Annotated in this window: 19 protein-coding genes; 15 read left to right on the top strand and 4 right to left on the bottom strand. The window is 57.9% G+C overall.

Annotated features, from left to right (window positions below; all coding sequences use genetic code 11):
• Window positions 1–568: 568 nt before the first annotated feature.
• On the bottom strand, window positions 569–787 hold the full coding sequence (gene rpsU / locus ACI2KA_RS24965) for a 30S ribosomal protein S21 (RefSeq protein ID WP_404505139.1): 219 nt from the start codon (window positions 785–787) through the stop codon (window positions 569–571).
• A 135-nt stretch (window positions 788–922) separates the two neighbouring features.
• On the opposite strand from rpsU, the gene ACI2KA_RS24960 reads away from it, so the two are divergent.
• Complete coding sequence (locus ACI2KA_RS24960) at window positions 923–1,405, top strand: hypothetical protein (protein ID WP_404505138.1); 483 nt, start codon at window positions 923–925, stop codon at window positions 1,403–1,405.
• Between the two features lie 711 nt (window positions 1,406–2,116).
• Here ACI2KA_RS24960 and ACI2KA_RS24955 read toward each other — a convergent pair.
• Window positions 2,117–2,467 (bottom strand): MarR family transcriptional regulator, encoded by a 351-nt coding sequence (locus ACI2KA_RS24955; RefSeq protein WP_404505141.1) that lies wholly within the window; start codon window positions 2,465–2,467, stop codon window positions 2,117–2,119.
• 98 nt (window positions 2,468–2,565) lie between these two features.
• On the opposite strand from ACI2KA_RS24955, the gene ACI2KA_RS24950 reads away from it, so the two are divergent.
• Genes ACI2KA_RS24950 through virB11 form a run of 13 tightly spaced genes read left to right on the top strand, consistent with a single transcriptional unit; the run spans window position 2,566 to window position 12,695 of the window.
• Entirely contained in the window at window positions 2,566–3,105 is a 540-nt protein-coding gene (locus ACI2KA_RS24950; RefSeq protein ID WP_404505137.1) for a hypothetical protein, read from the top strand.
• Window positions 3,106–3,108: 3 nt separating this feature from the next.
• Entirely contained in the window at window positions 3,109–3,783 is a 675-nt protein-coding gene (locus ACI2KA_RS24945) for a type IV secretion system protein VirB1 (protein ID WP_404505136.1), read from the top strand.
• Entirely contained in the window at window positions 3,780–4,079 is a 300-nt protein-coding gene (locus tag ACI2KA_RS24940; RefSeq protein ID WP_113082100.1) for a TrbC/VirB2 family protein, read from the top strand. The genes ACI2KA_RS24945 and ACI2KA_RS24940 overlap by 4 nt, the downstream gene beginning before the upstream one ends.
• Window positions 4,080–4,084: 5 nt before the next feature.
• Window positions 4,085–4,423: a type IV secretion system protein VirB3 gene (locus ACI2KA_RS24935; RefSeq protein WP_174028572.1), complete on the top strand. Its 339-nt coding sequence runs from the start codon at window positions 4,085–4,087 to the stop codon at window positions 4,421–4,423.
• Window positions 4,416–6,782 carry a VirB4 family type IV secretion/conjugal transfer ATPase gene (locus ACI2KA_RS24930; RefSeq protein ID WP_404505135.1) on the top strand — a complete coding sequence of 789 codons (2,367 nt, stop codon included), beginning with the start codon at window positions 4,416–4,418 and terminating at the stop codon, window positions 6,780–6,782. The genes ACI2KA_RS24935 and ACI2KA_RS24930 overlap by 8 nt, the downstream gene beginning before the upstream one ends.
• On the top strand, window positions 6,779–7,480 hold the full coding sequence (gene virB5, locus ACI2KA_RS24925) for a P-type DNA transfer protein VirB5 (RefSeq protein ID WP_404505134.1): 702 nt from the start codon (window positions 6,779–6,781) through the stop codon (window positions 7,478–7,480). Before ACI2KA_RS24930 ends, virB5 begins: the two co-directional genes overlap by 4 nt.
• Complete coding sequence (locus ACI2KA_RS24920) at window positions 7,477–7,707, top strand: EexN family lipoprotein (RefSeq protein ID WP_404505133.1); 231 nt, start codon at window positions 7,477–7,479, stop codon at window positions 7,705–7,707. Before virB5 ends, ACI2KA_RS24920 begins: the two co-directional genes overlap by 4 nt.
• 3 nt (window positions 7,708–7,710) lie before the next feature.
• A complete protein-coding gene (locus ACI2KA_RS24915; RefSeq protein ID WP_404505132.1) occupies window positions 7,711–8,643 on the top strand; it encodes a type IV secretion system protein in 933 nt (310 codons plus the stop codon).
• 37 nt (window positions 8,644–8,680) lie between these two features.
• Window positions 8,681–8,962, top strand: a complete 282-nt coding sequence (locus ACI2KA_RS24910; protein WP_404505131.1) for a hypothetical protein — start codon at window positions 8,681–8,683, stop codon at window positions 8,960–8,962.
• A gap of 1 nt (window position 8,963) precedes the next feature.
• Window positions 8,964–9,635, top strand: coding sequence for a virB8 family protein (locus tag ACI2KA_RS24905; protein ID WP_404505130.1), 672 nt, complete (start codon window positions 8,964–8,966; stop codon window positions 9,633–9,635).
• Complete coding sequence (virB9, locus tag ACI2KA_RS24900; RefSeq protein ID WP_404505129.1) at window positions 9,632–10,489, top strand: P-type conjugative transfer protein VirB9; 858 nt, start codon at window positions 9,632–9,634, stop codon at window positions 10,487–10,489. The genes ACI2KA_RS24905 and virB9 overlap by 4 nt, the downstream gene beginning before the upstream one ends.
• A gap of 8 nt (window positions 10,490–10,497) precedes the next feature.
• Window positions 10,498–11,673 (top strand): type IV secretion system protein VirB10, encoded by a 1,176-nt coding sequence (gene virB10 / locus ACI2KA_RS24895; protein WP_404505128.1) that lies wholly within the window; start codon window positions 10,498–10,500, stop codon window positions 11,671–11,673.
• A gap of 8 nt (window positions 11,674–11,681) precedes the next feature.
• A complete protein-coding gene (gene virB11 / locus ACI2KA_RS24890) occupies window positions 11,682–12,695 on the top strand; it encodes a P-type DNA transfer ATPase VirB11 (RefSeq protein WP_404505127.1) in 1,014 nt (337 codons plus the stop codon).
• Between the two features lie 20 nt (window positions 12,696–12,715).
• On the opposite strand, the gene ACI2KA_RS24885 is transcribed toward virB11, so the two are convergent.
• Window positions 12,716–13,195 carry a hypothetical protein gene (locus tag ACI2KA_RS24885; RefSeq protein WP_404505126.1) on the bottom strand — a complete coding sequence of 160 codons (480 nt, stop codon included), beginning with the start codon at window positions 13,193–13,195 and terminating at the stop codon, window positions 12,716–12,718.
• A 121-nt stretch (window positions 13,196–13,316) separates the two neighbouring features.
• Between ACI2KA_RS24885 and ACI2KA_RS24880 the strand changes: the two genes are divergently transcribed.
• Window positions 13,317–13,706: a hypothetical protein gene (locus tag ACI2KA_RS24880; protein WP_404505125.1), complete on the top strand. Its 390-nt coding sequence runs from the start codon at window positions 13,317–13,319 to the stop codon at window positions 13,704–13,706.
• A gap of 453 nt (window positions 13,707–14,159) precedes the next feature.
• Here ACI2KA_RS24880 and ACI2KA_RS24875 read toward each other — a convergent pair whose 3' ends face one another.
• The gene (locus ACI2KA_RS24875) at window positions 14,160–17,555 is read right to left on the bottom strand and encodes an acyl-[ACP]--phospholipid O-acyltransferase (RefSeq protein WP_404505124.1); all 3,396 of its coding nucleotides are present in this window, start codon (window positions 17,553–17,555) and stop codon (window positions 14,160–14,162) included.
• Window positions 17,556–17,637: the final 82 nt, after the last annotated feature.

Genomic DNA, 17,637 nt, shown 5'->3' with positions numbered 1-17,637 from the left:
GATGCATGGCGAAAGCTCGAAAGCCAGCCTTGGCGCATCATGTCCATCGGACGAAGAGAATGGGCGAATGAGTTTTGATCAGCGAGGCGGCGTATTAGAAGGGAACTCCAATTGTTGCATCAATCTTATCGTGGCAACTGACATGGCTCTCGGTAGAGTTCCACGGGGACAGCAAGGACGCGGACGATATCGATGTGAGCTTCCATTTTCCGTCAACGGCGTGTCTCCGCAGGGATATTGCTTCGACCGTTCTTATGTGAACGAAATCCTGAACCAGAACGACGGCAAGGTGAGGACGAAGCAACCTCTCTGCACTCGCTGTTCGATGACAACTGGCTCGACCTCTCATCGAGGCTGCCGCGGGCTAGGTCGGCCGTCTCGGCGATGCCTACATGGATGAGGTTTCCACAAGACTCAAGGCGTTTCGGCTGCAGTTTGCCGTCAGTACTTAGCAGATCGCCAACTCAGCGCCGCAGGTGATCGCGACGTTGCTTCGTCAATAAATGCTGAAAGCCTCAAAAGACGGTTTACTGAGCGCCGCGGCACCGTAATCGGGTCACTTGTCTTTTTAAGGCTTCGAAGGAAGAAGACCTTCACGCTGCATCTGTTTACGGGCGAGTTTTCGCTGACGTCCGACTGCTTCAGCTTTTTCCCGTGCTTTCTTGATAGACGGTTTCTCAAAAGCTTCGCGAAGACGCATTTCGCGGAAAATGCCTTCGCGCTGGAGTTTCTTCTTGAGAATTCTCAGCGCCTGATCGACATTGTTATCGCGTACTAAAACCTGCATATGGCCCTCTTGCGTTCGTAAAAAACGGTGCGCCACCATACGCAATATGACATCGAATCCAAGATCGACCACCTCTTCGTAAGAACCTTTTTGGTGATTTTGTCTCTATCAAACGTTAGGTGACGAGGTCATCCCATGAAGTTTGTAGCCGTTACATCAAACGAATTGAAATGGGCCCTCGTCTTATGCGCTGCGCCTGTCGCCATCTGTTTATGGGTTGCGATCGGTGTCGAGAATTCCACCACGTTCTGGCACATAACTGCCGTCCCGATCCTCGGATACGCAATCCTATTGTTTGCCGTTGTTGGCCCCATCATATCGGTGACTGCGATTTTGAGTCGTAGCCCGGTCATCCAATCGATCTTCGTCGCTTACTACGTCGTTCTTCTTGTGATTGCGGACTTCCAACCGAGGCCATTGGAAGACGCGTCATTCGGCGATCAGTTCGTCAATGTTTTTCGAGTGGCATACTACGCCTTGCTGGTTCTTTTTCTGTTGGCCCTCCTCGTGGCTATTGTAAGAAGGAGGGGAGGCAGAAACGTAATGAAACCAATCATTCTCACTGTTTTTATTGTCCTTTCATCTGCGTTCGCACTCGCGTTGCCACAGGTATTTTAATTCCGAGTGAAGCCGCGGAGACTGGCCATCGTAGCTCTACGATAGTGCACACTATTTCGATATGGACATCAAAAGGGACCGCGGTCGTCGCGACAAGACTCTTCATTTCTGTCCATCTGGAAGGTTTTCCAGCGAAGCCGAGTGCTTCACTTGCCGATCTCGCGAGGCGGCTGACAGATGCGTGGCGGGAAAATTCAGGGGAACCGACGGTATCGCGGGATACCATCCGGCGGTCAATGAAAGACCTTCTCAAAATCAATATGGCATTGATTGTCGTCGACATGGCGAACGCACCTCCCGACTGTTGGCATGGACGGCGTCCACCAATTGACATCTGATTTCCCGACAGTCGGAAGGCTTGCCCTGCTACAACGGACAAATGCATCGCATGTGCGAGGCGGTTACCGAACAACTCCATATCGAGGTAAAGGTCCTACAGAATGTCCGGTGCAAGTACGCTTGCCGCCAATGCGCATTGCAGCTATGGGATGGACAAAACGGGCGCTTCGCTTTGTGAGAAATCTCGCAACCGATTGCGCTACGCCCATGGTGGGCGTCTGATTCAGCACAAAGAAGCACAAGTCGGTTTGTTCGAGAGCTCGTTCCTCCTCCTGAGAATAACCGCTCTCGATGTTCGTGCTTCGCATGGGATTGATTCGCTTTCGCATCGCATTGCCTGGAAAATAAGTTAGTTTAATCGCAAAGCTGTGGTTAGCTGTCGAAGGTACTCAACTTTTTCAAAAGGTCTGCGGATATCTCGAACTGACGCGCGGTTCCCCGCCCCATGGAATTCGTTCCCATAGTTTCATTCAGCATGCCCCGCTTGACGAGAACGTCGACGGTCTCCTTTGCACCGCTCCGCGTCAGTCCGGTAATTTCAACGACATTGGAAAGGGTTAGTTTCTGGTGCGCCTGGCTCATCGTGTAGAGGATCGTCATCATTCCGATCTCTTTCAGCCGCGCCTGTGGCGTTTCGTCTTCCAGTGGATGGTCGAGGATCTCGTGGAGGATCAGTCCGGAGAAGGCAAGGTTGTGCAATTGTGTCTTGAGCGCTCTTGTCATGTTATTTAACTGTGTTATATACGATAGTAAAATTGCGTTGCGCTCCTGCCGGACGTTGTTGCCGTAGCGCGCTGTCATTGTTTCGGAGGGGACAGTCCATGAAAAACCTTCTGCTGAATAGTCTGCTGTCTGTTTCCTTGATGCTGCCATCCTATCTGATTTCCGGCAGCAATGCGCGAGCTGATGACTGGGGTTGCCAGGTTATCCTGTGCCTTTCCAACCCCGGTGGTGCAACCCAGTTTGCGGAATGCCGGCCCCCGATCCAAAAACTCTGGCGCGCGCTTGCCAAGGGTCATTCGTTTCCGACCTGCAGCGGCGTCGGGTTTCACAGTTCCCGGCCCGGCTACGAGCCATATTATTGCGACGACGGTTATCGCCTTTCGAGCAGCTACGGATCTCGCGGTGAACAGGCGACCTGCGTTTCAACCGCCCTCCAGCGGGTAGACAGCTCGCTTTGCTCTTCCGGCCGTGACAATGACAGCCGCAACTCCGGCTCGGTCCTGTCAGCACGGTGGCAGCGACAGGATGGCCGGCTCCAGTGCATGGGTTATCCGATCACGCATCCCAACGTGCGATCGCAGCCGCGCTATATCGATGTCACTATCGATGGCGTCGGCAAGCAGCGTGTCTGGTATTGAGCGATGAGCGCCACTTTCGTCGATATCGCGCAGAGCTGTGCGCCAATGGTCCAGGTGGAAACGCTGGCCGCCGTCGTCAGCCTGGAAAGCAGGTTCCTTCCCTTCAACATCCGCATCAATAGCGGCATGCCGCTTGCTGTGCAGCCCGCCAGCAAGGCCGAAGCGATTGAGGTGGCAACGTCCCTGATCGCCGACCACCAGGATGTTCAGATCGGACTTGGCGGGATCGGTGTCGAGGAACTTCGAAAACTGAACCTCTCCGTTTCTGACGCGTTCGATTTGTGTCTGAACCTCAAGGCAACCGCCACGCTTCTCGATGGCTATTATCGTCTCGCCCTACGTTTCGGTGCTGATCAGGGGTGGGCCGAAACGGTAATGCTGCAGTCCTGGTACGGGCGGGATGACCCTTCGGTTGGAGAAATGGTCCGGTATGACGAGCAGGTGCGCAACGAGGTGAGGCGCCTCTCCCCAAAACTCGCATCGCTCACGATTGGCGGACCGGCCGGGCCAATTGCCCACGACGAGGCGACCGAGGAACAGGCTCAAAACCGACTGGCACAGCCAGTCCATGAACAAGTCACGCAGGCCGAAGAAACCGCATTATGGGACGTATTCCGTTCCAGACGGCTCTCTTCTGTTCTTGTTTTTCAGAATGACCGATCGGAGCAGAATGAATGATCTCCAGAACCAGCCTTCGTCCCCTTGCAGCGTCCGCGCTGATGGCCATTGCCATCGTTGCCTGCCTCGTTGAACCGGCTTTTGCCCAGTCCGCCGGCATCGAAACCGTGCTGCAGAACATTGTCACGATGCTCACCGGTAATATCGCCCGCCTGCTGGCGATCATCGCTGTGATCATCATCTGCATCGCATGGATGTTCGGTTACATGGATCTGAGAAAGGCCGGTTTCTGGATCATCGGTATCGGCGGCATTTTCGGGGCCACTGAACTGGTCAATACCATCGTCGGCGGCTGACATTCATGGCGAGCACTCCCGTCCTTGAGGAAGACACACTGTTCCTGGCCTGCACCCGGCCGGCCATGATCGCCGGCGTGACCATGGAAGCGATGGGCATCAACATCATGCTGACCACCATCCTCTATATCACCGCGGGATCGATCGCCTATGCGCTCGTCGGCATCATCTTCCACCTCGTGTTCCGGGCGCTCGTCAAACACGACCACAACATGTTCCGTATCCTCATTGCCTGGATCGAGACCCGCGGCCGCTCCCGCAACGCCGCCTATTGGGGTGGCGCGACGCTCTCGCCATTGAAGCTTGTCCGGCGCTACGACGAAAGGGACCTGAGCCTTGCCTAGCCTTGCGACGCTGCGGTCCCGCGAGCTCGGGCCGGAGATCTTCATTCCCTATGTGCGCCATGTCGATGAAAGCACCATCGCGCTTGAGTCCCGCGCGCTGATGAGCGTGCTCGTGTTCGAAGGCGTTTCCTTCGAGACCGCCGATATTCTCGACCTCAATGGCCTGCATCGCAGTCTGAACACGCTCTACCGCAATATCGCCGACGAGCGGCTGGCGCTCTGGACGCATGTCATCCGCCGGCGTGATAACGATTATCCCGAAGGGCACTTCGCCAATCGTTTCTCCGATGGTCTCAATGCCAGATACCGTGAGCGGATGGTGCGCGAAGACCTGTTCCGCAACGATCTCTATCTCAGCCTGATCTGGTCTCCGAGCCGTGATCCCGCCGAGAAGGCCGCTAATCTCCTTTCCCGACTGCGCAAGGCGCGCCGATCCGGCATCGAGCTGGACGAAGCGGCGCTCAAACATCTGCAAGACAAGGTGGTCGACGTTGTCGCCGGGCTGAAGCGCTTTGGGGCCCGCGTTCTGTCGCTCTATGAGCATGACGGGATTCTGTTCTCTGAACCGAGCGAGTTTCTCCACCAGCTTGTCGGTGGGCGCCGTGAGCCGTTGCCCCTGACAGAGGGGCGGATTTCATCGGCGATCTATTCGGACCGGGTGATCTTTGGCCGCGAAACGGTCGAGATCCGTCACGAGGCCGAGACCCGCTATGCCGGAATGTTCGGCTTCAAGGAATATCCGGCGACCACGCGCAGTGGCATGCTCGATGGCATCCTGACGGCCCCGTTCGAAACTGTCCTGACACAGTCCTTTGCCTTTACTTCGAAGGCGGACGCCCGCACGATCATGGGTCGCAAACAGAACCAGATGGTCAGCGCCGCCGACAAGGCCGCCTCGCAGATCGAAGAGCTCAGCGAGGCGATGGACGATCTCGAATCCAACCGCTTCGTGATAGGCGAGCACCACCTCGGCCTTGCGGTCTTCGCGCCGACCGTCAAGGAACTGACCGACCATATGGCAAAGGCACGCGCGCATCTGACCAGCGGCGGCGCGGTTGTCGCCCGCGAGGATCTCGGGCTCGAGGCTGCCTGGTGGGCGCAACTGCCGGGGAATCTCCGCTATCGCGTGCGCTCGGGTGCGATTACCTCGCGAAACTTTACAGCCCTTTCGCCCTATCATTCCTACCCGACCGGTCAGAAGGACGGCAACGAATGGGGACCGGCGGTCGCCATGCTGAAGACCGCTTCCGGCTCACCGTTCTATTTCAATTTCCATCATAGCGATCTCGGCAACACCTTCGTCTGCGGCCCATCGGGCGCGGGCAAGACAGTGCTTCTCAACTTCATGCTTTCACAACTCGAAAAGCATGATCCCCACATGGTGTTCTTCGACAAGGACAGGGGTGCCGATCTGTTCGTTCGCGCCGCAGGCGGCACCTATCTGCCGCTCAGGAACGGCGTGCCGACGGGGTGCGCACCGCTGAAGGCGCTCGACCTGACGCCGGAGAGCAGGATTTTCCTGACGCGCTGGATCGGCAAGCTGGTTGGAGCGGCGACACGGGAACTGACCGTCACCGAACTGCGCGATATCGCAGCCGCCGTCGACGGTCTGGCGGACCTTCCCGTCGAGCGCCGCTCCATCGGCGCCCTGCGCACCTTCCTCAACAACACCGATCCCGAAGGCATTGCCTCGCGGCTCCGGCGCTGGGAGAGGGGAGGGCCGCTCGGCTGGGTCTTCGACAACGATCTCGACGATATCGGAATCGGTGCTAAGTTCATCGGCTACGACATGACCGATTTCCTCGACAACGAGGAAATCCGCACCCCGTTGATGGCTTACCTGTTCTATCGCGTCGAGCAACTGATCGACGGCCGCCGCATCATCATCGTCATCGATGAGTTCTGGAAGGCGCTGCAGGACGAGGGGTTCCGCGATCTTGCCCAGAACAAGCTGAAGACGATCCGCAAGCAGAACGGTCTCATGTTGTTTGCGACCCAGAGCCCGCGCGATGCCATCGTCTCACCTATCGCCCACACGATCATCGAGCAATGCCCGACGCAGATTTTTCTACCCAACCCGCGCGGCGACCATGCCGATTATGTCGGCGGCTTCAAGCTGACCGAGCGCGAATTCGAACTGATCTCGCGTGAACTCTCTGTAGAAAGCCGGCGCTTCATCGTCAAGCAAGGCCATAACAGCGTGGTCGCCGAACTGAACCTGAACGGTTTCGACGACGAACTTGCGATCCTGTCGGGTCGAACGGCGAATGTGGAGCTGGCGGACGCCATCCGTGCCGAACTCGGCGAAGGGTACGAGGACTGGTTGACCTTGTTCCAGCAAAGAAGGAGATCATCATGATCCGCAACGGCAGTAAAGCACTACTCCTGGCGGCGGTCGCGTTGCTGGCACCGCAAAATTTTGCCGATGCCCAGGGTATTCCCGTTATCGACCAGTCGGCGATCGCCAAGCAGATCGAGAGCATCGCCCAGCTGAAGTCCCAGCTCGATGCCCTGAACCAGCAGATTACGCAGGCGCAGCAGCTCTACGGCTCGCTGAACAAGATCACCAACATGGCCGATGTCGCCAGCCTTTTAAACGATTCCTCGATCCGCAAGGCGCTTCCGCAGGACTTCAATGCCATCGAAAGCCTGTTCACGGGCTCGGGGAGCGGTGTCTTCGGCGACTCCGCGTCGAAATTCCTTGAGGGAAATTCCACCTACCGCACCAGCGCGGATGACTTTTATGCCCAGGAACTCTCGCGCATCCAGAACAAGAATGCTGGACAGATGAGTCTCGGCCAGCAGATTTATGACGCTGCGACCAAGCGCATCGACGGGATCGACGAACTTCGTCAGAAGATCTCCAGTGCTGCCGATGCCAAGGATATTGCCGATCTTCAGGCCCGCTTGCAGGCCGAAACCGCCTTCCTGCAAACCGATGTCCTTCGCATGCAAGGCCTGCAAATGGTTCAGCAGGCGCAGGTGCAGGTCGACGAACAACGCAAGGCCGAAGACTGGCGCCAGCGCATGGATACTATGGGAGCAGCGCTGAAATGAGATGGTTCGTTTCCGCTTTGGCGATGCTTCTGCTATCGGCCTGCTCTTCTGAGGAGAAGGTCTACACCGTCGACGAACTGGTCGCCGACGAGGCCTTGCTGACGAAGATCATTGGTGAATGCAGAAACAATCCCGGTGAGCTTCGCGACGCAGCCAATTGCCGCAATGCCGAAGCCGCCGACGGCAGGCTCCGGCTCGAGCGCATGCGCAAGTCGCTTGGAGGCTGAGCCATGTATGAGGTGTTCAGTTTCGTCGACGGCCAGTTCAAGACGCCGCTCGAAAACTTCATTTCCACAGGCACCTCGAACATTGCCAATTGGGTCAGCGGCCCGTTGACGGCGGCGCTGACGCTTTACGTCGTGCTTTACGGCTATCTGGTGTTGCGCGGCTCGGTGCAGGAGCCGATCCTCGAATTCGCTTTCCGTGCGATCAAGCTCGCCATCATCGTCATGCTGGTGCGCAACGCTAGCGACTACCAGACCTATGTCACTAACATCTTTTTCGATACCCTCCCAAAGGAGATCGCCGAGGCGCTGAACTCCGGCACTGCGCCGAGTGCGTCCACCTTCGACAGCCTGCTCGACAAGGGCCAGAAGAGCGCCTACGAGATCTGGTCCCGTGCCTCCTGGCCGGTCGATATCGTCACCGGTTTCGGCGGCATGCTGGTTATCGGCGCAAGCTTCCTCGTCGCGGCGATCGGCTATATCGTCTCGCTTTATGCGCGCCTCGCACTCGCCATCATCCTCGCGATTGGGCCGATCTTCATCGCACTCGCCATGTTCCAGTCGACGCGCCGGTTTACGGAATCCTGGATTGGTCAGCTTGCGAACTTCGTCATCCTGCAGGTGCTGGTCGTTGCCATCGGCTCGCTGCTGATCACTTGCATCGACACGACCTTCACGGCAATCGAGGGTTATAGCGATGTTCTTATGCGTCCGATCGCGCTCTGCGCCATCTGCATCGCGGCTCTTTATGTCTTCTATCAATTGCCCGGCATTGCCTCGGCGCTCGCCGCCGGCGGCGCGTCACTGACCTATGGCTATGGCGCCGCCCGTGATGCGCACGAAAGCACGCTCGCCTGGGCGGCTTCGCATACGGCCAGGGCGGTCGGCCGCGGAACACGCGTTGTGGGCCGCCGGTTGACTGCGAACCGGGCGGAATGACCGCCTCGATATCAAGGACATTGGACAGGTTACTTTGATGATCCGTATTCTCTTGCCGCTCTTGCTGACCGCCAGCCTTTCCGGTTGCGCCTCTATTTCTTACCCACTGCCTAAATGTGACGGCTACTCCCGGCGTCCGCTGAACCGCTCGATGTGGCAGTGGGAGGATAAGGGGACGCTGCAGAAACCTGCGAGCGAGAACGCTCGGAGCCAGACGACCCTCGCGGTGCCTTACGCGGAAGAACCGGCCTCGGCAACGCTGGCTGCATTCACACACTTCGATGCCGCAGGCTCCTACCGTCCGTGTGAGGGAAACTGAGATGGTGAACACTGACAGCCTCAAGAGCTATTTCGACAAGGCGCGCCGCTTCGATCAGGATCGGCTCATCCAGGTCGAGCGCTCGGCCCGCATCGCCTGGCTCGTTGCGATCTCGGCCAGTGTCGTTGCCGTCGTCTCCGTCTTTGCGATCGCCGGCCTCACGCCTCTGAAGACGGTGGAGCCGTTCGTCGTGCGGGTCGACAATTCAACGGGGATCGTTGACGTGGTGTCAGCACTGACCTCGACCGCCGGCGTCTATGATGAAGCCGTCACGAAGTACTTCGCGGCCAGATATGTTCGCGCCCGTGAAGGCTATGTCTGGAGCGAAGGGGAGGAGAATTTCCGGACGGTGGCGCTCCTTTCGACCCAACCCGAGCAGTCCCGCTTCGCGGCCGCCTATCGCGGCAGCAATCCGGATTCGCCGCAGAATACTTATGGCCGGAGCGCCACCTCGCGGATCAATATCGTATCGATCTCGCTTATCAACGCCAATGTGGCTTCCGTCCGATACATGCGCACCGTCACACGCGGTGACGATGTGCGCACCACACACTGGGTTGCGACGCTTACCTTCTCCTATGTCAACGCCCCGATGTCTTCCACCGACCGGCTGGTCAATCCCCTGGGCTTCGTCGTCAGCGAATATCGCGCGGATCCGGAGGCCATCAATTGAAACAGAGATTTCTGCTCGTCCTTTTCGTGATTGCCGGCTTTTCCTCAACGGTATCGGCTTTGGAGATCCCGCGCGGTGCGTCCCAGGACAGCCGGGTCCGGTTTATCGACTACCAACCCTACAACATCACCCGCGTGGTCGGCACGCTGCGTTCGTCGGTGCAGGTCGAATTCGCCGCAGACGAGGAGATCGCCCATGTCGCGCTCGGCAACAGCGTCGCATGGGAGGTGGCGCCGGCCGGCAACATCCTGTTCCTCAAGCCGCGGGAAAACCAGCCCGTAACGAATATCTCTGTGGTGACGACCAGACGGGACGGTTCGACGCGCAGTTATCAGATGGAACTGACCGTCCGGGACGGCAGCGTCGAAGCCGGGCAGAACACCTATTTCTATGTAAAATACCGTTATCCTGCCGATGAAGCCGAGCGCCGGAAACAGGACGCAGCCGCTCGCGCCCAAGCAGCGCAGGCCGGCGAAGCCGATAGTGTTCTGTCTCTTCACGAGGCCTATGGACCCCGCAACTGGCGGTATTCCGCTCAAGGGTCGCAGGCACTCGAACCGCAGGCCGTCTATGACAACGGCAAGGTCACGACCTTCGCCTTTATCGGCAATCAGGAAATGCCGACGATCTATATGGAGAATTCGGACGGCACAGAGAGTCTGGTGCCGAAATCCGTCGACGGCAATCTTGTGCTGGTCCACGCCATCAGTCGCAAATTCATCCTGCGTCGGGGCGGCGATGTCCTCTGTGTCTTCAACGAGGCCTATGATCGCGTCGGCATCAATCCCGAAACAAATACGACGTCACCGTCGGTTGAGCGCGTCGTCAAGGCCGCGCCTGATACAGCGCAATAGGAGGTGTCATGGCCGAGGAAGAAAACACCCTGATCCCTGGCGAGCGTGCTGAAACATCGACCGGCCGGCGGATCGATAACAACCCGATCCTCAAGCGCGGCGCCGTTGCTCTCGCGATCATTGCCTTTGTTACCTTTGCCCTCTGGTCGATGGGCGGGAAGAACAAGCCGACAGATGGCGTGCAGCCGGAGCGTGTGGTCATCCGCCAGACGGCGGATTTCGAACCGGCAAAGGAGCCGGTTCAGCCCGCGATGACACCAGCCGAAGTCCAGCTTCCGACACCCGTCATCGCCGAGAAAGCGCTCACCGACGACGACAAGCTGCTCGACGCTGCGCGGCGCGCGCCCGTCATGGCCTATGGTGCGGAAAAGACGCCGACCGCCAGGCGCCAGCAAGATGATGCGAACACCAATGCCGCCTCGAACTATGTCCCGCTCGCAAACGCGCCGGGCAGCTTTACGGGGCAGGGAGAAAACGAGGACCAGCGCTTCAACCGTATGCTGACCCCGACGCAATTGAAGGGATCGCGGGCCGGCACGCTCGGCAATCGCGATTTCATCGTCGCCATGGGAACCTCCATCCCTTGCGTGCTCGAGACGGCCCTTTCTTCCGACCAGCCGGGATTCACCAGCTGCGTCATCAATCGCGATGTTCTGTCCGACAACGGCCGCGTCGTGCTGATGGAGAAAGGCACGCAGGTCGTCGGCGAATATCGTGGTGGACTGCGCCGTGGCCAGAAGCGCCTTTTTGTTCTCTGGAACCGGGCAAAGACCCCGAAGGGTGTGATCATTACCCTGGCGTCACCGGCAACCGATGCGCTGGGCCGCGTCGGCATGGACGGCTACGTCGATACACATTGGTGGGAACGGTTCGGCAGCGCCATCCTGTTGTCGATCGTCGGCGATGTGACATCCTATGCCAACAGCCAATTGCGTGATAGCGACGTCGATGCACAAAACACCACCAGCGCCGGTCAGCAGGCTGCGGCGATTGCCGTCGAACAATCGATCAACATCCCGCCAACCCTGATGAAACATCAGGGAGGCCTGGTTTCGATCTTCGTGGCGCGCGATCTCGATTTTTCCAGCGTCTACCGGCTGCGCGTCACCGAACCGCGCAACCGCATTTATGACCGCGCCGTACTCGGCGACTTTGCCCCGGACTCGAAGCTTGTGACGAAGTAGGTGTTACGATGACTGAAGCCGCAGATTCCGGTGTCGTGCGTGAACTGCTCCTGCCGCTCTCGCCGTTCCTTCGCGACAAATCGCTCTATGAGGTCATTGTCAATAAGCCCGGCAAGGTCGTGACCGAAGGAGCGAACGGATGGCAGGTCCACGATTTGCCCGAACTTGCCCATGACCGGTTGATGCGCCTCGCTCGGGCGGTGGCGAGCTATTCCGGTCAATCGATCGACGAAACCCGGCCGATCCTGTCGGCGACCCTGCCCGACGACGAGCGAATCCAGATGGTGATCCCGCCCGCGACGATGAGGGGAACCGTCAGCGTCACCATTCGCAAACCGTCCTCGGTGTCGCTCAGCCTTGGCGATCTTGACCAGGGCGGACTATTCGCCGATGTGGTCCGCACGCAAGAGAGTAGCGGGCAATCGGACCAAAGGTTGTCGGAGCTCTACCGTGCCGGCGCTCACAAGCAGTTTCTTCGGGAGGCCGTGCTGGCGCGGAAAAACATCATTATTTCCGGGGCCACTGGATCGGGCAAGACGACGCTATCCAAGGCGTTGATCCAGCATATCCCGGATACCGAACGTATCATTTCCATCGAGGACACGCCCGAATTGGTGATCCCGCAGCCCAACCACGTCCGTCTCTTCTATTCGAAGGGCGGCCAGGGGACCGCGAAGATCGGCGCCAGGGACCTCCTCGAATCCTGCCTGCGTATGCGTCCGGACCGGATATTGTTGCAGGAGCTCAGAGATGGCACAGCCTTTTATTACATCCGCAATGTGAATTCCGGGCATCCCGGTTCAATCACGACAGTGCATGCCGACTCTGCGCGCCTCGCCTTCGAGCAACTGACCTTGCTTGTAAAGGAGTCGGAAGGTGGTGGCGACCTCGACCGGCACGACATACGCGAAATGCTGATGGTCGCGATCGATATCGTGGTTCAATGCAAACGGGTCGACGGACGGTTTCGGGTAACCGAGATATATTTTCGGGATGCGTCTGTGTCTGGCACTCAGGTTTAGATCGCCTTGTCATGCAGCGATCATTGGCAACTCGCCTGGCGCTGCAGAGCCCCGAGAATCGCGTCGCCGATGTTGAACTGCCGCGCTTTACCTCGCCCCCAGGTATTTTTTCCCATCGACTCTGCGAGACAACCTCGCTCCACCAGCTTGTCCATGATCTCGCCCACTGCGCTGCGGGCCAAACCACCCGACTCGACCAAAGCGGTGAGCGTGATTGGCTTTCCCTCGCCAACGAGGTCCATGACATAAACCATCATGCCGAGTTGCTTCAGTTTGGACGCTGGGGACTCATCCGGCAGGGAGCTGTCGACGATTTCATCCAGGGCAGAGACGAACAGTGCCTGGCCCAGCCATCGCTGTCTCAGTTCTTGCCACGCTGTCGTTGGTGGTGTTGCTTCACTTAGGGTGCCTGAACGCTCATCAAACGACGGCTTGCATTGGGATCGACCAGCATGATTGCCGGATTTACCGGCCTTTTCCCCCGATTCCGTATTCTGCAATTTTTCCACCTTGGCGCTGCGACCGCGGCTCACCCCTCGAGATCGGGGAGTTCGAAACTGTGTATCTACAGCCCTGTAACCTTTAGTTCGAAAGAACCTGGACATATTGGGAAGCCGCTTCGTGCCATCCATAGTGACCAGATCGGATTGTTCAGAAGGGTTATTCAGGGATGACGAAACCAAGGCAATTCATTGGACTCCATGTATCACAGAAAACGACGGCCGTGTGCATTATCGACGAAAAGGGCAATGTAATTTCGGAGGTGCTTGCCTGACCCGGCCGTTCGATCTCGCGAATTACATTCGAAAGCGGTCGGAACATGTCGAAAAAGTCGGCATTGACGCTGGCGCCCTGTCTCCATGGCTGAATACCGAGTTGACGAAAGCGGGCTTGCCGGTCGTGATGATCGCAACATTCCAGACCTATCGCGCGCTGTCGATGCGCAGAAGCAAGACCGGCAAGAGTGACGCACATGGGTTGATGTCAACCGCAGATTTGCTGCTTCCTTGATGATCTGTAAAAGGCGATCAATGATGAAAGTCAGCAAAAATCGTTCAATTTCGACGGGATCAAGCGTATCGATGTAAGCCGACGACGACGTTAAAACTTTGCAACCCAACTCGCGAATTGTCGTGGATGTTATCAGATAGTGCCGGATACCAAAGGCGTTGGCTTCCGGTCTATCACCGAAAGCATCGACACTACGAAATCCGGTGGTACTCCGTGGCTGCCGGCGGTTTGCCTGTTACGCCAGAGCTCACAGCCGCCCTCAGCCCCTACGCGCGAGTAAAAATCCGGTGCTTCGGGAAATACTCAATCGACATGGAGGATGCCTCGCAACCACTCAACCCGACCCCTCTACCGTTTGAAATTCCGTTGTGACTGATTTTTACACCTATCTTGCACCTACCCGAAGACGAGATGCGACGAGCGGAGCGTCGACGACGGCGACTCGATCAAGCCTCACGCCGCATCCGAAGACGGGTGTGATGATAGCGCGAGTTTTGTCGCGGCAACAAAATCGACCTTGCCCGAACCCAGGACTGGGACGACGCCGACATTGACTTCGGTCGGAACCATCATGTCCATCACGCCCTTCGACTTGGCGAAGCTTACGAAATCGCCACGCGTGGCATTGGGGGCGTCGGTGAGCAGGATCAGGCGTTCGCCCTTCTTCACATCCGGGACCGAGGAGACAACCGAGAGGCTACCCGGCCAAAGTTGACCGGCAAGCGCTTCCACGGCCGCCAACGACACCATTTCGCCGCCGATCTTGGCAAAGCGCTTGGCGCGGCCGCAGATGGTGACAAAACCATCCTCGTCGATGGTGACGATATCGCCGGTATCATGCCAGCCGCCTTCGAGTGGTTCGATCACGCCAGGATTTTCAGCTCTCAGATAACCGGCCATGACATTGGCACCGCGGATGAACAGACGACCGCCTTCATCAATGCCCGGTACCGGCTCAAGACGCCAATCCATGCCCGGCATGATTTTTCCAACCGTACCGGAGCGATTGAACATCGGCGTATTGAGTGAGATGACCGGTGCGGTTTCGGTGACTCCGTAACCTTCCAGAATGCGCAGGCCAAATTTTTCCATATAGGCTTCGCGCGTCGATGACTTGACCGGTTCCGCACCGGAAAAGATGTAGCGGATCGAGCGGAAATCATAAGGATGAGCCGTGCGGGCATAACCGTTGAGGAACGTGTCGGTGCCGAAGATGATGGTGGCATTCGATGCGTAGATCAGTTCCGGCACGACGCGATAATGTAGCGGCGACGGATAGAAATAGACCGGTACGCCAGCGACCAGCGGCAGGACAGTGCCGGCGGTGAGGCCAAAGGAATGGAAGACCGGCAGGATGTTGAAAACCTTGTCGCCAGAGTGGAAGTCGATGCGTGAGGCAGCCTGGGCTGTGTTTGACAGGATGTTGCGATGGGTCAGCACCACGCCCTTCGGCGCACCTTCCGAGCCGGAGGTAAATAGGATAACGGCCGTATCGTTCGCCGTCTGTTTTACCAGCGGCTTGTAGCGGCGGAAAAACCCCACAATCTTGTCGAAGGCGGTGATGGTCTGGCGCAGATTGTCCAGCCAGACAATCGTCACTTCCTTTTCAAGTTCGGCGATGATCGGGCCGAGCTTGCCCTGCGTGACGAAGGCATGCGAGCACAAAACGTGCTTCACTTGAGCCGCCTTGCAGGCTGACAGGATGTTGGCAGCACCGGCAGTGAAGTTGAGCATGGCAGGCACCTTACCGGCCGACATAACACCGAGCACGGTGGCGGCAGTGCCATTGGCATTGGGTAGCATCACGCCCAATGTCTTCTCGTTCGGGAACATCGCCCTGAACTTTGCGCCCAGCACGGCGCCGCCCGTGAGCAGCTTGCCATAAGAAAGCGGGCCGCTGATCGGATCCTCGACGGCAAGCTTGCTGCCACCCTTCTCCTGCGCCGTTTCGATGATACGTTCCAGCACGGTAAGATTGGTGTCCGTGGTCTTAAATAGCAGCATCGACATGATCTTGTAGAGTGCCGCACCGGCCGCAATACGGCGCTTGCGGCCCTTCAGGTCTTCCGGCACTTCAAGACGAACCGGCTCCAGGATCGTCACCTTGACTTTTGGAAACAGGCGGCGACGCACCTGCCCTCCGGAAAGTCTGGAGAAATAGCTCTTTTCCAGGCCATCGATACGCACGGGCACGATCATCGAACCGGTCTTGTCAGCCACCATAGCAGCGCCGTCATAAACCTTCATCAGCGTGCCGGTGACCGTGAGACGACCTTCCGGAAAAATGCCGATGGCATTGCCGTCCTGGGCTACTTTGATAAGCGAACGGGTCGCCATCGGCTTGGTCGGATCGAGCGGCAGGAATTTTGCCATTTTCAGGAAGGGACGAGCCCACCAGGTCTGGGCAATCTTGTAGTCGACGGCAAAGACGGGCTCTTCTTCGGTGATGGCCAGCGCCAGAGCGCCATCGATGAAGCTGACATGGTTGAGCGCGATGATCGGCGCACGACCCGCCTTGCGGATGTTCTCCAGACCTTCGACCTCCAGACGCATGAAGGCACGGAAAAGGATAGAGATGAAATCGCGGAAAGGGTTGGTGGGCAACGTCTTTAGCATCAGCCATGCGACGGCGATGTTGATGACCGACAAACCGAGAATGATCATCGGGACGGAAATACCGACAGTCTGCAACACGGCGACAAGCGCCAGGCCGATGGTGATGAACAGTGCGGAGAGAACATTAGCGCCACCAATAACGCGCGCACGGCGTTCCTCGTCAGCCCAGGTCTGCATGGCGGCAAAGGTCGGAACAGCAAGGAATGCCCCACCGATTGCCATGCCGGCAAGATCGATCGCCACCCAGATGGTTTTCGGGCCTGCGAAGAAATCGGCAAATGTCTGGGCATGCGAGAGCGAATGCAGGCCCCAGAGGTTCCAGCCGAGATCGATCCCAGCCAGAGCGACGATGGTGATGCCAACAGGTGCGGGCAGAAGAACGACACGACCGGCAGACATCCAGCCGGCAATTGCCGAGCCGATGGCAATCGAGATTGCAAAAATGGCAAGATAGGCAGGAACGACGAGTTCGGAACCACCAAGGATTTCGGTGACCATGATCGGCAGCATCGACATGACGAAGGCGCCGACAAACCAGAACCAGCAATTCATCAGCGCCGAGCGCCAGACGCGGGTATCGCTACGCAGCTCCTTCACCAGCGTCATGCTGGAACGAAACACATTTCTGTCGATGACCAGGGACGGCGCCTGGGCGCCGATCTGCGGAATCATGCGCGCCGAAAGCCAGCAAAGGACGGAAAGCACCATCATCATCGGCCCGAAGATCCAGGCGCTGTCACCCTCGGCAAAAGCAAGGGCCGCGACGATCGTGCCGGTCAGGATGGCAATGAAGGTGCCGCCCTCGATCCAGGCATTGGCCTTAGGAAGTTCGTTCGTTTCCAGAAGGTCCGGCAGGATGCCGTATTTGATCGGCCCGAACAGCGCCGAAATGACGCCGAAGCCAAACAATGCAACCATCAGGATGAAAATCGAGGAAAAGGCGATGCCGATGACCGAAATGGCGGCGATGCCGATTTCGGCGAATTTCAGCCGTTCCGCCATCTGCGCCTTGTCGTGCTTGTCGGCGAGTTCGCCACCCAGTGCCGATAGAAGCAGGAACGGTACTATGAAGATACCGCCCGCCAGTGTGACGAGTGCCGCGCCTTCGCCCGCCATCGTCGCCAGGATCAGGAAGATCAGCGTCTGTTTCAGGAAATTGTCGTTGAAGGCGGAGAGGAACTGCGTCCAGAAGAGTGGCGCGAATTTCCTCTTTTTCATCAGACTGTCGTGCATGTCTCGTTCCTTTTCGATCACAGCAGGAGGACCACGGAATTATTAGATAATCATTGAGAGCCAGAGCAATTCCGTGGCCTCG

This window comes from Agrobacterium sp. NPDC089420 (assembly GCF_044900305.1).
Lineage (GTDB): Bacteria > Pseudomonadota > Alphaproteobacteria > Rhizobiales > Rhizobiaceae > Agrobacterium.
Note: the sequence above shows the minus strand (reverse complement) of the source record. Positions and strands in the feature narration are given on the sequence as shown.

What these genes read in the sequence shown, in the direction of transcription:
- rpsU (WP_404505139.1), bottom strand. Translation starts at nt 787, where the DNA reads ATGCAGGTTTTAGTACGCGATAACAATGTCGATCAGGCGCTGAGAATT.
- ACI2KA_RS24960 (WP_404505138.1), top strand. Translation starts at nt 923, where the DNA reads ATGAAGTTTGTAGCCGTTACATCAAACGAATTGAAATGGGCCCTCGTC.
- ACI2KA_RS24955 (WP_404505141.1), bottom strand. Translation starts at nt 2,467, where the DNA reads ATGACAAGAGCGCTCAAGACACAATTGCACAACCTTGCCTTCTCCGGA.
- ACI2KA_RS24950 (WP_404505137.1), top strand. Translation starts at nt 2,566, where the DNA reads ATGAAAAACCTTCTGCTGAATAGTCTGCTGTCTGTTTCCTTGATGCTG.
- ACI2KA_RS24945 (WP_404505136.1), top strand. Translation starts at nt 3,109, where the DNA reads ATGAGCGCCACTTTCGTCGATATCGCGCAGAGCTGTGCGCCAATGGTC.
- ACI2KA_RS24940 (WP_113082100.1), top strand. Translation starts at nt 3,780, where the DNA reads ATGATCTCCAGAACCAGCCTTCGTCCCCTTGCAGCGTCCGCGCTGATG.
- ACI2KA_RS24935 (WP_174028572.1), top strand. Translation starts at nt 4,085, where the DNA reads ATGGCGAGCACTCCCGTCCTTGAGGAAGACACACTGTTCCTGGCCTGC.
- virB5 (WP_404505134.1), top strand. Translation starts at nt 6,779, where the DNA reads ATGATCCGCAACGGCAGTAAAGCACTACTCCTGGCGGCGGTCGCGTTG.
- ACI2KA_RS24920 (WP_404505133.1), top strand. Translation starts at nt 7,477, where the DNA reads ATGAGATGGTTCGTTTCCGCTTTGGCGATGCTTCTGCTATCGGCCTGC.
- ACI2KA_RS24915 (WP_404505132.1), top strand. Translation starts at nt 7,711, where the DNA reads ATGTATGAGGTGTTCAGTTTCGTCGACGGCCAGTTCAAGACGCCGCTC.
- ACI2KA_RS24910 (WP_404505131.1), top strand. Translation starts at nt 8,681, where the DNA reads ATGATCCGTATTCTCTTGCCGCTCTTGCTGACCGCCAGCCTTTCCGGT.
- ACI2KA_RS24905 (WP_404505130.1), top strand. Translation starts at nt 8,964, where the DNA reads ATGGTGAACACTGACAGCCTCAAGAGCTATTTCGACAAGGCGCGCCGC.
- virB10 (WP_404505128.1), top strand. Translation starts at nt 10,498, where the DNA reads ATGGCCGAGGAAGAAAACACCCTGATCCCTGGCGAGCGTGCTGAAACA.
- virB11 (WP_404505127.1), top strand. Translation starts at nt 11,682, where the DNA reads ATGACTGAAGCCGCAGATTCCGGTGTCGTGCGTGAACTGCTCCTGCCG.
- ACI2KA_RS24875 (WP_404505124.1), bottom strand. Translation starts at nt 17,555, where the DNA reads ATGCACGACAGTCTGATGAAAAAGAGGAAATTCGCGCCACTCTTCTGG.